The sequence below is a fragment of the Caulobacter sp. GW821-FHT09A05 genome (genome assembly GCF_059418465.1).
Window position 1 is genome coordinate 339,459 of sequence record NZ_JBWKPX010000001.1, and the last position, 13,248, is coordinate 352,706.

Genomic DNA, 13,248 nt, shown 5'->3' on the forward strand with positions numbered 1-13,248 from the left:
GGGACTCTCGGTCAAAAGAACTCCATTCAGCACCGCTGACTTTCGCCGAATCGGAATGACTAACGAGACATTAGTTACGTCGCGAAAATAGCTGCGACACTTTTACAATATCGAAAGCACGACCGTGGATGCTGGCGGCGAGCAAAATGCTCCCGACCGTCAAAATGACGTCGGCAACCTTGAATGGGAAACCGCCGAAATGGCTCTGAACAGCATCAATACGAACTCGGGCGCGATGATCGCCCTGCAGAACCTGAACGCCACCAACAACGAGCTGGGTGTTACGCAACAGCGTATCAACACCGGCAAGAAGGTCGGCAACGCCAAGGACAACGGCGCGATCTGGGCGATGGCCAAGACGCAATCGTCGACCGCCAGCTCGCTGAACGCCGTGAAGGACTCGCTGCAGCGCGGCCAGTCGACCATCGACGTGGCCCTGGCCGCCGGCGACACCGTCACCGACCTGCTGGGCAAGATGAAGGAAAAGGCCCTGGCCGCTTCCGACACCTCGCTGAACACCGCCTCGTTCAACGCCCTGAAGTCGGACTTCAACAGCCTGCGCGACCAGATCACCAAGGCCGTCACCAACGCCAAGTTCAACGGCGTCTCGATCGCCGACGGTTCGACCACAAAGCTGGCCTTCCTGGCCAACGCGGACGGCTCGCAGTTCACCGTCAGCGCCAAGACCCTGTCGCTGACCGGCATCGGCCTGTCGGCCGCCGCCTCGTTCACCGACGCGGCCTCGGCCAAGACGATGATCGACTCCGTCAGCAAGGCCCTGGGCACGGCGACCAACAAGCTGGCCTCGCTGGGCACCAGCTCGACCGGCCTGGATACCCACCTGACCTTCGTCGGCAAGCTGCAGGACAGCCTCGACGCCGGCGTGGGCAACCTGGTCGACGCCGACCTGGCCAAGGAAAGCGCCAAGCTGCAGTCGCTGCAAACCAAGCAGCAGCTGGGCATCCAGGCCCTCTCCATCGCCAACCAGTCGTCCTCGTCGATCCTCAGCCTGTTCCGATAGGCGTCGCGTACCGAGTAAGCGTAAGAAAGGGCGGGTCCCCGGACCCGCCCTTTTTCTATTGGACCGCCCCCGGCAGGGCCTTGCCCATCCGCACCAGCGGCACCTCGACCCCGCTGGAGGTCGGCGCGGAGAACCGTTCGATCTCGTGATAGCCGCAGGCGCGGTACAGCGGCTCGCCGGCCAGGGTCCCGGCCAGTTCGCAGCGCGTGAACCCCTCGCCCGCCGCCGCCGCTTCGCAGGCTTCCAGGATGACCCGCCCCACGCCTTTGCGGACGTGGTCGGGGTGGGTGTACATCGCCCGCACCCGGGCCGCGTCGCGGGCCGGATCCAGCAGGGCGGCGTCGCGGCCGGCCGAATGGTCGCCGCCGAACAGGGTGGCGCGCCGGCTCCAGCCCCCACAGCCGGCCAGGGCTCCGTCGTCCTCCACCACGAAATAGGTGCCGTCGGCGATCAGTTGGCTGTCCAGCCCCATGATGTCGAACGAGGCCGCCACCGCGTCCGGCGCCAGGAAGGGCCTTAGCAGTTCGCCGATCGACGCGTTCATCAGGTCGCGCAGGGCGGACAGGTCCTCGGGAACGGCGAGGCGGAGGGTCAGGCTCACGGGGGTCTCCAGTCTGAATCCCCCCGAACCTGGCGGCCCGTCCCGCCTTCGCCAAGGTCTTTGACCCAACAAAACCGGGGCTTTCAGCTCTGCCTGTAAAAAATTACATGACAACGTTGTCACGAACGGCGTGTTGCGCTATAGAGGTTTCGGCCCTTCTGGGCGTTTCCTCCTATGCGACTTTCGGCCGTCTTCTTCTCCTGTAGAAGGCGGCCTTTCTTTTGCCCGCCGGTCAGGCCCGCCGCCCGATCCGGGCGAAGGCCCCGACCGCTCCCGCCGCGAACAGGCCGCTGCGCCAGGCGCTCTCGCGATCCGGTGCCGCGCCGCTGGCGGCGACGCGGGCCTCGAAATCCATCACCTGCCAGGTCCATTCGTCGTTGCCGGCATGGACCACCACGGCGTAGTCGCGCACCTGGATCTGGGCGAAAGGCATCGGTCGGCTCCCTGTTCTGCAAGGACAGACCTAAAGGCGCGAGGTTTCGCGGTCGTGGCGCGGGTTTCCACGAACGGGAAAGGGGCCGTGGAGTTTTCGTGCAGGCCTCAGGCCGTGACGATCCGCCCGTCCTCGACCCGCACCGGCCAGGGCGACAGCCGCGCCCCGACGCAGGGCCCGCCGACGCAGGCGCCCGTCTCCGGCTCGAACAGCGCTCCGTGCCAGGAGCAGGCGATCAGCGATCCATCGTGCGTCAGGTAGCGGTCCAGCACCTGGGCCAGCGGCAAGCCGGCGTGCGGGCAGCGGTCGACATAGCCGAACGCCGCCTCGCCCCGGCGCACCACGAAGCCGTGGAAGCGCTTGTCGCCGATCCGCAGCACGTAGTTCCGCGCCCCGGGATCGGCGATCTGGTCGAGCGGGCCCAGCTTGACGCCCGCCGGCGTGGTCCAGACCCGCTCGCCGATCTCGGCTTCCGGCGTGGCCTCCTGGCTCAAATGCGCTCGACCGTCTGCTCGATGGCCCCGAAGATCGAATGCCCCTTGGCGTCGCGCATCTCGATGCGGACCGTGTCGTCGCCCATCAGGAACGGCGTCTTGGGATGGCCGGTCTGCAGGGTCTCGATCGTGCGGACCTCGGCCAGGCACGAATAGCCCAGGCCGCCTTCGCTGACAGGCTTGCCCGGGCCGCCGTCCGGGCCGCGGTTGCTGACCGTGCCCGAGCCGATGATCGTGCCGGCCGACAGGGCGCGGGTCTTGGCGGCGTGGGCCACCAGGGTCCCGAAGTCGAAGGTCATGTCGACGCCGGCGTCGGCCTTGCCGAAGTCCTCGCCGTTCAGGGTGACCAGCAGCGCGCCGTGCAGCTTGCCGTCCTTCCAGGCCTCGCCCAGCCGGGCCGGCGTCACGGCCACGGGCGAGAAGGCGCTGGCCGGCTTGGACTGGACGAAGCCGAAGCCCTTGGCCAGCTCGGCCGGGATCAGGCCGCGCAGGGAAATGTCGTTGCACAGCATGACCAGGCAGATGGCGGCCAGGGCCTCCTCGCGGGTCGCGCCCAGCGGCACGTCGCCGACGATCACGGCCACCTCGCCCTCCAGGTCGCAGCCCCAGGCGGAGTTGGCCAGCGGGATGGTGTCGCGCGGTCCCAGGAACCCGTCCGAGGCGCCCTGGTACATCAGCGGATCGGTCCAGAAGCTCTCCGGCATCTCGGCGCCCCGCGCCTGCCGCACCAGCTGCACGTGGTTCACATAGGCGCTGCCGTCGAGCCACTGATAGGCCCGGGGCAAGGGGCTGGCGGCCTCGTGCTCGTGGAAGCGCTCCTGCGGCACGCCGCCGTGCTCGAGGCTCTCGGCCAGGGCCCTCAGCATCGGCTCGCAGCGCTCCCAGTCGTCGAGGGCGGCTTGCAGGGTCGGGGCGATCGTTCCGGCGTCGGTGAACCAGGCCAGGTCGTTGGAGACCACCACCAGCCGGCCGTCGCGGCCGCCCTTCAGGGACGCAAGCTTCATGGGCGCTTCCTCTTTTGCTTCGTTGTTGGGGCCGACCGACGTCCCTAGGGCAGCTTGGCCTTGGGAAAGCCTGTCCAGCAGGCGTCATAGTCGGCCTGAAGCGCGGAAGTCTCCAGCGCGAACTTCGTCGGACGGATCACCCAGCGGCTCTCGAACATGAAGGCCATGGTCCCGTCGATCCTGTGCGGCGCAAGCTCGGCCTCGGTCGCGCCCTTGTGGCTGGCGACGTCGGGGCCGTGGTCGCTCATCATGTTGTGCAGGCTGGCCCCGCCGGGCGAGAAGCCGCCGGCCTTGGCGTCGTAGGCGCCGGTGACCAGGCCCATGAACTCGCTCATCACGTTGCGGTGGAACCAGGGCGGGCGGAAGGTGTGCTCGGCCACCATCCAGCGCGGCGGGAAGATCACGAAGTCGACATTGGCCGTGCCGGGGACTTCGCTGGGCGCGGTCAGAACGGTGAAGATCGACGGGTCGGGATGGTCGAAGCTGACCGTGTTGATCGTGTTGAACCGCGCCAGGTCGTATTTGTAGGGCGCGAGGGTCCCGTGCCAGGCCACCACGTCCAGCGGGCTGTGGTCCCAGGTTCCCATCCACAGGCCGCCCTGGAACTTCTGGATCACCTCGGTGGGGCGCTCGATGTCCTCGAAGGCGGCGACGGGGGTCAGGAAGTCGCGGCTGTTGGCCAGGCCGTTCGAGCCGATCGGTCCGAGCTCCGGCAAGCGGAACGCCATGCCGTAGTTCTCGCAGACATAGCCCCGCGCCGGGCCGTCCAACTCGACCCGGAACCGCACGCCCCGGGGAATGACCACGATCTCGCCGGGCGCGGCGTCGAGCCGGCCGAACTCGGTGACGAAGCGCAAGGCCCCCCGCTGGGGCACGACCAGCAGCTCGCCGTCGGCGTTCTGGAACACCCGGTCGATCATCGAGCGGTTGGCCAGGTACAGGTGCGCGGCCATGCCGGCCTGGGTCGCCACGTCGCCGTTGCCGCCGATCGTCACCAGCCCATCGACGAAGTCAGTCGGCTCGGCCGGAACCTCCATCGGGTCCCAGCGCAGGCGGTTGGGCGTGGGCGCGGCGGCGTCGAACGGGCCGCTCTTCAGCCGGTCCTGGACATAGGGCGCATAGGGCCCGTGGCCGGCGCTGGGCCGCAGGCGGTACAGCCACGACCGGCGGTTCTCGTGGCGCGGGGCGGTGAAGGCCGTGCCTGACAGTTGCTCGGCATAGAGGCCGTAGGGCGGCCTCTGCGGCGAGTTCTGGCCGACCGGCAGGGCCCCGGGCACGGCCTCGCTGGAGACGTGGTTGCCGAAGCCGGATTGGTAGGTGAGGTCCATGGTTGGGTCCCAGGCTCGTTTTCTCGACCGCACCCTAGTGCTGTCATCCCGGACAAGCGAAGCGCAGATCCGGGACCGCCACAAGCGCAGCGCTCAGGCGTCGGTCCCGGATCTTCGCGCTGCGCGCTTCGTCCGGGATGACACCCTTGAGGGGTTCAAGCCTCGACCGTGATCACCCCGCGGCGGATCTGGTCCAGCTCGATGCTCTCGAACAGCGCCTGGAAGTTGCCATTGCCGAAGCCCTGATTGCCCTTGCGCTGGATGATCTCGAAGAAGATCGGCCCGAACAGGTTCTCGGTGAAGATCTGCAGCAACAGGCCTTCCTCGCCGACCTTGCCGTCCAGCAGGATGCGGTTCTTGCGCAGCCGCTCCAGGTCCTCGCCATGGCCGGGCACCCGCTTGTCGACCAGCTCGTAATAGGTCTCGATCGTGTCCTGCAGCCTGACGCCCCGGGCGCGCAGCTTCTCGACGGTGTCGTAGATGTCGTCCGTGGTCAGGGCCAGGTGCTGGATGCCCTCGCCATTGTACTGGCGGATGAACTCCTCGATCTGGCTCTGGTCGTCCTGGCTCTCGTTGAGCGGGATGCGGATGGCCTTGTCGGGGGCGATCATCGCCTGGCTGAACAGACCGGTCGCCTGGCCCTTGATGTCGAAATACTTCTGCTCCTCGAAGCCGAAGACGTCGCGGTAGAAGCTCGACCAGGTGCGCATCTGGCCGCGCTTGACGTTGTGGGTCAGGTGGTCGAGCAGGTCCAGGCCCACGCTGTTGGCCGCTTCCGCCTCGGCCGCGTCGGGGACCGGGGTCCAGTCGGCGAACACCGCGTCGGGACCCGCCACCAGGTACAGCATCGAGCCGCCGATGCCTTCCAGCACCCTGGCGCCCTGGCCCAGCAGGGTCGGGCTCGCCTCGGCCGCCACCGCCCCGCGCTTCAGGGCCTCGGCATAGGCCTGCTCGACGTTCTCGACGGTGAAGGCCATGCCGTTGGCCGAGGGGCCGTGGGCGGCGCGGAATTCGGCGGCCTGGCCGGCGGGCTCGTCATTGACCAGCAGGTTGATGCGGCCCTGCTTGTAGCGGGTCACGGCCTTGGTCGGGTGGGTCGAGGCCGCGACGAAGCCCAGCTGCTCGAACAGCGCCTTCATGGCGGCCGGCTCGGGGCTGGTGAACTCGACGAAGGCGAAGCCGTCGAGGCCGAGGGGGTTCTGGGGGCTGAGGGTCATGGGATGGCTCCAGCGAAGCGATCTTGATGAAAGGTGGTGCGCCCCCGTCCTTCGACAAGCTCAGGATGAGGGCGAATGTGGAGTCAGCAAGAAACCTCATCCTGAGCCTGTCGAAGGACGAGGTTTCCGGCACGGTCGTCTCGCATCACACAGCAAGGGCGGCCGGCAGGGCGGCGATCAGGCGGTCGTTGTCGGCGGGACGGCCGACGGTGATCCGCACCCAGCCGCCGGGCACGGGCGTGGGACGAACGATAAGCCCTTCGCGCAACAAACGCGCGGCGGTGGCTTCGGCGCCGGCCGGGCTGCGCAGGAACACGAAATTGGCGGCGCTTCGGGTGCGCTCCACGCCCAGGGCGTCCAGGGTCGCCTCGACCCGGCCCCGCTCGGCGATCGTCAGGGCGACGGTGCGCTCCAGGTGCTCGACGTCGTTCCAGGCGGCCAGGGCGGCGGCCTGGCTGACGGCGGTGACGTTGAACGGCGGGCGGATGCGGTCCAGGTAGCCGACCAGCTCGGCCGACGAGCAGATCCCGTAGCCCACCCGCAGGCCGGCCAGGCCATAGGCCTTGGAGAAGGTCCGGCCCGAGACCCAGGTCCCGCCCCAGGCCTTCAGCAGGTCCAGGGCGTCGAAAGGCTCGTGGTATTCGCGATAGGCCTCGTCGACGAAGACCACGGTCGAGCGCGGGGTGACCGCCAGGATCTCGGCCAGGTCGACGCCCGAGAGGGCCGCGCCGGTCGGGTTGTTGGGCGTGCACAGCACCAGCAGCTTGGGGCCCTTGGCCGCCTCGTGCTTGAAGGCCTCGACGTCGAGGTCGAAATTGGCCAGGCGCGGCACATCGATCAGGCTGGCCTCGGCGCAGCGGCCGAAGATCTCGTAGGCCGGGAAGGTCGGCGAGCTCAGCAGGATGCTGTCGCCGGGATGCAGCACGGCGCGGAACAGGTAGTCGATCAGGGCCTCGGAGCCCGGGGTCATGACGATGCGGGCCGGATCCACGCCCAGCCGCCCGCCGATCGCGGCGCGCAGGGTCTCGCAATAGGGGTCCGGATAGATCTCGGGGCTGGCCAGCGCCTCCTGCACCGCCGCCGCCACCCTGGGGCTGCATCCCAGCAGGTTCTCGTTGCTGGCCAGCTTGGACAGGTCGGCGCGGCCCGCGCGGCGCCCCGCCTCGGCCAGGGTCATGCCGGCCTTGTAGGCCCCCACGCCCTCCAGGGCCGGGCGCACCGGCGAGGCCACGGCGGGCGACAGGGACTTTTGATCGACAACCAGCATGCGCCGCGCTCCGGAAAGGGGTACGGTGGCAGGATAGGACGCTGTGCGGGGCGATGTCTGGCGATGATGGCCAACTCCCTGCCCATAACGGTCATTTTATGCCAATGCATGGACTTTTCCCGGATCTTTGCGACCGAGCCTGAGACCATGCCCTTGGGCGAGTCCGCAACAGACGCGGCGCATCGCTTGGGGACACGCGCGAGCGCATGTCCCGGCCGGAAAACCCGGCGGGATGGGGAGGCGCGGAGCGGTCCGGGCCGAGCCCGGATGACCGTGGGTTTTAGTGTGTGCGTTTCGGCTAGACCTGACCGCTCCGCGGAACCGTTTGTCTCGAGGGACGGCGACTGAGGGCTTGTTTCATCCCGATCGACGTTCCCCCTCGGACGGGCAGGATCAAAGTCGCCCGGAAGGGGCCGTTGGCGACTCCGACTGATCCTGGAACAGGCCGGTTTTTACCTCCCGGCCCCGTCGCCCCGCCTGTCCCGCCACCGTCCCCGACAAGCCTTGGAGCCTTCTGAGCCCCGCCGCCCGCCGGGAGCCGATCGCCAGGCCCAGGCGGCCCCGCTCGGTTCCATCCCCATCGCCTGCTTGGGCCGGTACCAAGAGCCCTCCCCCGCGATGGAGACAGTCCTGATTGTGCGCGAGGTTTGAGGACTGGCGCGTTCGTGACGCTGATTATTTTTCAGGGCGTTGGAAAGGCTGGGGTTTATAGCGCCGGCGACGGGGATTGGGCGGCGTCTATCCCCCTAAACCACCTTCCCTCCCCTATCGCATATGCCTCGGAACGGCTGTCATCCCGGACGAGCGCGCAGCGCGAAGATCCGGGACCGGGGCGTGAGCTCAGCGCTTGCGACGGTCCCGGATCGGCGCTCGGCTCCGCCGAGCTTGTCCGGGATGACAGGTTTTCTTCAGAGCAGATCCATAGGGGGCCGCGCTTGCCGGCCTCGCCCCTGACGTCATCCGCCAACGGCGAGGCCGCGCCTTGAAACCTTGATGGCGCGGCCCCATCCGGAACGGATGGAGTTCCTACAAGCTGACGTTGCGGGAGTCCGAGAAGGGTGGAAATCAGACCATAAGGCCAATCAATCCTTCATTGAGCCTTTCTATGCGACACTCCTAAAATGCACGATCAGAACCGCATTCCCCGCAGGACCGTCTTGTTCGGGGGAATGGGTTTGGTCTTGGCCGGATGCGCACCGACCCCATCAACGAGCGGATTGCTGCCCTACGGTTATCGCTATCGCCTGTCCGTAAAGGTCAAAGCGTTCAACGCTATCTACAACGGCAGCGGCGTCCAGCAATATCGCTTTCGGCGCGGCATCCGTGCACTTGGCTCCATGGATTCCGGCGGTGTGGGAATAATTGGCGAGGCTATTCCAATCCCGATGGGCGCGCATGGCGTGGCCGTGCTGTCTCTCGCGGATACGGAGCAACGCCCGGCTGCCTTTGGAGATCGTTGGCCGATCGACGCCATTGCCAAGAACGTGTTTGGACCAAACTTTCGTCTGCAGACGTTTATAGGCCTTGGGCCAACCCGCTCTATCTCCGTGCGTGACTTGCCGCTGGCCGTCTTTTTCCCCCACCCTTCCGACCCATCTTCCGTTCGCCCCTTGACGCCCGAAATAGGCATCGAAATTCAAGCCGCAGAGTTGAGTATCACCCGCGCGCCGATCACTAGGGGCGTCATCGGCCAATCCCTTCCATGGCTTGATCACTATGTGCGTGAGGGTCGATATCTGGACGGCGACACAATTCAATCCATGCGGTCTGGTCAGTCCTTCGCGACATCCCTGAGCCCTCGGGATTTTAAGAGCACCACGTATTAGGCCCGAGGTCGTCTGAAGAGACTCTCCTCCAAGGTCCGACTAGGGTCGAAGCCCGAAATCAGCTCCCCCTACTCCAGATAATCCAGCGGCAGCGCCGTGGCGTCCTTGATCGTCTCCAGCACGAAGGACGACCGGATGTCCTTGACCGCCGGCATCTTCAGCAGGCGCTTCATGGTGAAGTCGGCATAGGCGTCAAGGTTGGGGGCCACCACCCGCAGCAGGTAGTCGTAGCCGCCGGTCATGGCGTGGCAGCCCACCACCATCGGCTCGCGCAGCACCGCCTCCTTGAAGGCCTCGGCGGCGGTCTCGCTGTGGCGGTCGACCTGGACCTCGACATAGGCCAGCAGGTCCAGCCGCGCCTTGCGCCGGTCCAGCAGGGCTACGTAGCCTGCGATCAGGCCCGAGGCCTCCAGCGCCTTGACGCGGCGCAGGCACGGACTGGGCGACAGCCCCACCCGCTCGGCCAGCTCGACGTTCGTGACCGAGCTGTCCTGCTGGAGGATCTCCAGGATCTTCCGATCGGCGCGGGTGAGCTTCATCGTGACCTGATTTCCCAAAATCTTGGCAGACCATGCCGATCCTAGCCTGTCTTTCGGCCGCGCGACACCATCGGGCGGAGCCTAAGGCTCGGCCGGGCGTTGGGACCCGGAGGCTTCCGCCTCCACCCCGCCCGGCGCCGATCCGCGCCGGGTCACCGCGAGGACGATCAACGTCCCGCCGCCACGGAGAGACCCCATGCGCATCGCCCTGCTGATTTCCGCCTCGATCGCCAGCCTGTCGCTGATGGCCTGCTCGCAAAAGACCGAGGACCATGCCGGCGCCGCCGCCGACCAGGCCGGCGCGGCCACGGCCTCGGCGGCCCAGGACACCGCCGCCAACGCCAACACCGCCGCCGCCAACACCGCCGCGGCGACGGACAAGGCGGCCGACAGCACGGCGGCGGCCGCCGACCAGGCCGCCAAGAACACCGCCGACGCCGTCGGGGTCGCCGAGCGCAAGGCCGACGCCGCCGCCGACGCGGCCGCCAAGACCCACTGACCCACTGACCCACGCGATCGGGGACCGGCGCGGGCGCCTGTCCCCGCCAGGGTCCGGTCTCAATTGGATCGTTGATTTTCAGTTGTCATCCCGGCCGAAGGTCCGCCTGGCGGACCGTAGAGCCGGGACCCAGGGGCGAGCGCACCGCGCCGGCCCCTGGGTCCCGGACAAGCGCTACGCGCTTTCCGGGATGACAACGAATGAGAGCGCTGATTTCGCTTGGGTATCACCGACACGCAATTGAGAGCGGACCCCAGCAGCCCCAAAAGCAAAACCCCCGGAGCTTTCGCCCCGGGGGTCTCGTTTACGCTTACGGGTACGCCACTAAACTTTCGGAGACTTTCAGTTGGCCAGGCGGCGCAGGAACGACGGGATCTCCAGATCCTCGCCTTCGTCGGCCGTCGGCTGGTCCAGCGGCTGCAGCTGCGGACGGGCCGAACCCGTCTGGCGCGGCTGCTGCTGGGCCGGCTGCTCGTAGCGCTGCTGGCGGCCGCCGCCGAACAGGCTCATCCAGCCGCTCGACTTCTGGGCCCGGCGGTCCTCGTAGGTCTCGCTGTACAGCGGCTCGTCCTCGGCCTCGGCGACCATCGGGTCGACGATGCGGGTGACGCGCGGGGCCGGGGCGGCGACGCGCGGCTCTTCCATCACCGGCTCTTCGAAGCGCAGGTCTTCCTGGGCCTCGACGATCGGGGCGGGTTCTTCGTAGGCCGGCTCGGGGGCGTAGGACGCGGCCGGGGCGGCGGCGGGACGCTCGATCGGGCGCGGCTCGTAGCGCATGCCCGGACGGGTGGTCTCGGCAACGGCCGGAGCCGGAGCGGCCTGCGGCGCGACAGGGCGCGTCTCGGCGATCAGCGGCTGGGCCGTGGTGTTGCGCGAGACGGGCTTGGGCTCGATCTGGGCGATCGAGGCGCCGTCCATGCCGGTGGCGACCACCGACACGCGGATCACGCCGTCCAGCGACGGGTCGAAGGCGGCGCCGAAGATGATGTTGGCTTCCGGGTCGACCTGATCCGAGATCGCGTTCGCCGCTTCATCGACTTCAAGAAGCGTCATGTCCATGCCGCCGGTCACGTTGACCAGCACGGCCTTGGCGCCCTTCAGCGAGACTTCGTCCAGCAGCGGGTTGGCGATGGCGTTCTGGGCGGCCATCAGGGCGCGGTCTTCGCCGGTGCCCTCGCCGGTGCCCATCATCGCCTTGCCCATCTCGGTCATGACCGTGCGGACGTCGGCGAAGTCGAGGTTGATCAGGCCCGGCAGGACCATCAGGTCGGTGATCGAGCGGACGCCCGAGTGCAGCACCTGGTCGGCCATGCCGAAGGCTTCGGCGAAGGTCGTGCGCTCGTTGGCGACACGGAACAGGTTCTGGTTCGGAATGACGATCAGGGTGTCGACATAGCGCTGCAGCTCGCCGATGCCGGCGTCGGCCAGGCGCATGCGGTGGCGGCCTTCGAAGTGGAAGGGCTTGGTGACGACGCCGACGGTCAGGATGCCGCGCTCACGGGCGCACTTGGCGATGATCGGGGCCGCGCCGGTGCCGGTGCCGCCGCCCATGCCGGCGGTGATGAACACCATGTGCGCGCCGTCCAGGTGCTCGCCGATCTCGGGGAAGCTCTCCTCGGCGGCGCTCATGCCGACCTCGGGGTGAGCGCCCGCGCCGAGGCCCTGCGTGACCTGCACGCCCAGCTGGATGCGGCGGTCCGTCTTGGCGAACTGAAGCTGCTGCGCGTCGGTGTTGGCCACCACGAACTCAACACCCTCGAGGCCAGCCTCGATCATGTTGTTGACAGCATTGCCACCGGCCCCACCGACGCCGAACACCACGATACGCGGCTTCAGTTCAGTGGTACGCGGCGCGGAAAGAGAAATTGCCATGGGACCCTCGCGTCCTAAACGCCGAATTCGTCAACTACCGAGCGGATCAACCGCCGGGAGTCATCTCGACGATCGGGTTAACAGAACAACCACCAACCTTAATCGGTGGTTAACTGCATAAGCTGAGTCGGCCCCCGGTCGATCCCAAAGCGGCCGAAAAAATCCAGTTATCCAAAGGAATCGCTTGGGATTCTTGGGGTTCGCCAACCTAGCCCATGGGGTTATGCGACGGAACGCCGCTGACCAAAAAAGTCTCGCCAATCCCCAATTTCATAGGGGATAGAACTAAGCCGTCAGAGGTTTCCGACACTTAGATCGTAAACAGTCATGCTTAAATTCTGTTAAGACTTGGCGGCTCTGCTTGCCGCCGATGCGACAAGACGAAAATTTTCGCGGTCATAAAAATTTACAGTTGGGCGCAGGCGCGTGACGTTTCGCCTTCAAGCCGCCGTCGCCCGTCCTCGTGGTGCCGGTTCACCGAGACCAACAATTCCTGGCGGCGGCGATCTGAGGGTCGGCTTATCGGCGGATATGCGATCTTCCTATTTCGACCCTAGCCGGACGATTGATCCCTCTCCCAGAGGGAGAGGGAGGGGCCCGCCGCGAAGCGGTGGGAGGGTGAGGGGTTACGAGGTCCGACGGCGTGCCGGCGCTCCGTCCGACGCCGTACCCCCTCACCCCGACCCTCTCCCTCTGGGAGAGGGAGCAACTTCCGTCCCCCCCCCCGAACAGACGGTCGCGCTGTCCGCTTAGGCGCCTTGCGGCCGATGTCCGGTTCCTGGCGCGGGACTGATTTCCGGACCCGACCCTGAACGGACACAAGGACGGCCTGCTTTGCGACGCTTGGTGCCTAGGCCAGTTCTTTCGCCAACTGTTCCAGCATGGCCACTCCCATCGGCTCATTGGCGATGAGACACGGGTCGTCCCACTCGTTCTGAAAGATGATCGTCGCGTTGGCGAACGTGTAGACAGTAAGGATCGGACTGGATTTATCGACTTTGGGGATGCCGTAGTGCTGCTCAAGGGCAGCCCGGACACACTCAATGTCAGAGGCCGCAAACTCCAGCGAACAGCCAGTTTCGAGATGGAGGAGAGAAACGGTCATGCCACAGAGTGTCCGCTGTCCGGCATCAGTTCAAGGTCGGTA

14 protein-coding genes and 1 pseudogene are annotated in these 13,248 nt (G+C 67.0%); 4 read left to right on the forward strand and 11 right to left on the reverse strand.

The genetic code is table 11. From position 1 onward, the window contains the following. The first annotated feature begins 199 nt into the window (after positions 1 to 199). Positions 200 to 1,021, forward strand: a complete 822-nt coding sequence (locus AC07NX_RS01525; protein ID WP_494638484.1) for a flagellin — start codon at positions 200 to 202, stop codon at positions 1,019 to 1,021. A 55-nt stretch (positions 1,022 to 1,076) separates the two neighbouring features. On the opposite strand, the gene AC07NX_RS01530 is transcribed toward AC07NX_RS01525, so the two are convergent. From AC07NX_RS01530 to AC07NX_RS01560, 7 genes are all read right to left on the reverse strand, one after another. Further along, positions 1,077 to 1,622: a GNAT family N-acetyltransferase gene (locus AC07NX_RS01530; RefSeq protein WP_494638486.1), complete on the reverse strand. Its 546-nt coding sequence runs from the start codon at positions 1,620 to 1,622 to the stop codon at positions 1,077 to 1,079. Between the two features lie 232 nt (positions 1,623 to 1,854). Further along, positions 1,855 to 2,055, reverse strand: coding sequence for a hypothetical protein (locus tag AC07NX_RS01535; RefSeq protein WP_494638488.1), 201 nt, complete (start codon positions 2,053 to 2,055; stop codon positions 1,855 to 1,857). Between the two features lie 107 nt (positions 2,056 to 2,162). Then, on the reverse strand, positions 2,163 to 2,549 hold the full coding sequence (locus AC07NX_RS01540; RefSeq protein WP_494638490.1) for a Rieske (2Fe-2S) protein: 387 nt from the start codon (positions 2,547 to 2,549) through the stop codon (positions 2,163 to 2,165). Beyond that, a complete protein-coding gene (locus AC07NX_RS01545; RefSeq protein ID WP_494638492.1) occupies positions 2,546 to 3,553 on the reverse strand; it encodes a fumarylacetoacetate hydrolase family protein in 1,008 nt (335 codons plus the stop codon). The genes AC07NX_RS01540 and AC07NX_RS01545 overlap by 4 nt, the downstream gene beginning before the upstream one ends. A 44-nt stretch (positions 3,554 to 3,597) precedes the next feature. After that, the gene (hmgA, locus tag AC07NX_RS01550; protein ID WP_494638494.1) at positions 3,598 to 4,881 is read right to left on the reverse strand and encodes a homogentisate 1,2-dioxygenase; all 1,284 of its coding nucleotides are present in this window, start codon (positions 4,879 to 4,881) and stop codon (positions 3,598 to 3,600) included. A 155-nt stretch (positions 4,882 to 5,036) separates the two neighbouring features. Further along, the gene (gene hppD / locus AC07NX_RS01555) at positions 5,037 to 6,098 is read right to left on the reverse strand and encodes a 4-hydroxyphenylpyruvate dioxygenase (RefSeq protein WP_494638496.1); all 1,062 of its coding nucleotides are present in this window, start codon (positions 6,096 to 6,098) and stop codon (positions 5,037 to 5,039) included. 145 nt (positions 6,099 to 6,243) lie between these two features. Next, positions 6,244 to 7,365, reverse strand: a complete 1,122-nt coding sequence (locus AC07NX_RS01560; protein ID WP_494638497.1) for a pyridoxal phosphate-dependent aminotransferase — start codon at positions 7,363 to 7,365, stop codon at positions 6,244 to 6,246. A gap of 1,121 nt (positions 7,366 to 8,486) precedes the next feature. On the opposite strand from AC07NX_RS01560, the gene AC07NX_RS01565 reads away from it, so the two are divergent. Continuing rightward, positions 8,487 to 9,191, forward strand: coding sequence for a hypothetical protein (locus tag AC07NX_RS01565; protein WP_494638499.1), 705 nt, complete (start codon positions 8,487 to 8,489; stop codon positions 9,189 to 9,191). A 68-nt stretch (positions 9,192 to 9,259) separates the two neighbouring features. Here the strand turns inward: AC07NX_RS01565 and AC07NX_RS01570 are convergent, their stop codons facing one another. Next, positions 9,260 to 9,730 carry an Lrp/AsnC family transcriptional regulator gene (locus tag AC07NX_RS01570; RefSeq protein ID WP_494638501.1) on the reverse strand — a complete coding sequence of 157 codons (471 nt, stop codon included), beginning with the start codon at positions 9,728 to 9,730 and terminating at the stop codon, positions 9,260 to 9,262. A gap of 196 nt (positions 9,731 to 9,926) precedes the next feature. On the opposite strand from AC07NX_RS01570, the gene AC07NX_RS01575 reads away from it, so the two are divergent. Together AC07NX_RS01575 and AC07NX_RS01580 are read left to right on the forward strand one after the other, a co-directional pair. Continuing rightward, the gene (locus AC07NX_RS01575; protein ID WP_494638503.1) at positions 9,927 to 10,229 is read left to right on the forward strand and encodes a hypothetical protein; all 303 of its coding nucleotides are present in this window, start codon (positions 9,927 to 9,929) and stop codon (positions 10,227 to 10,229) included. Between the two features lie 62 nt (positions 10,230 to 10,291). After that, positions 10,292 to 10,433: pseudogene (locus AC07NX_RS01580) on the forward strand (hypothetical protein). A gap of 138 nt (positions 10,434 to 10,571) precedes the next feature. Here the strand turns inward: AC07NX_RS01580 and ftsZ are convergent. From ftsZ to AC07NX_RS01595, 3 genes are all read right to left on the reverse strand, one after another. Beyond that, a complete protein-coding gene (gene ftsZ / locus AC07NX_RS01585) occupies positions 10,572 to 12,101 on the reverse strand; it encodes a cell division protein FtsZ (protein ID WP_494638505.1) in 1,530 nt (509 codons plus the stop codon). 519 nt (positions 12,102 to 12,620) lie between these two features. After that, on the reverse strand, positions 12,621 to 12,833 hold the full coding sequence (locus AC07NX_RS01590; protein ID WP_494638601.1) for a hypothetical protein: 213 nt from the start codon (positions 12,831 to 12,833) through the stop codon (positions 12,621 to 12,623). 118 nt (positions 12,834 to 12,951) lie between these two features. Next, positions 12,952 to 13,206, reverse strand: a complete 255-nt coding sequence (locus tag AC07NX_RS01595) for a hypothetical protein (RefSeq protein WP_494638507.1) — start codon at positions 13,204 to 13,206, stop codon at positions 12,952 to 12,954. Positions 13,207 to 13,248 lie beyond the last annotated feature (42 nt).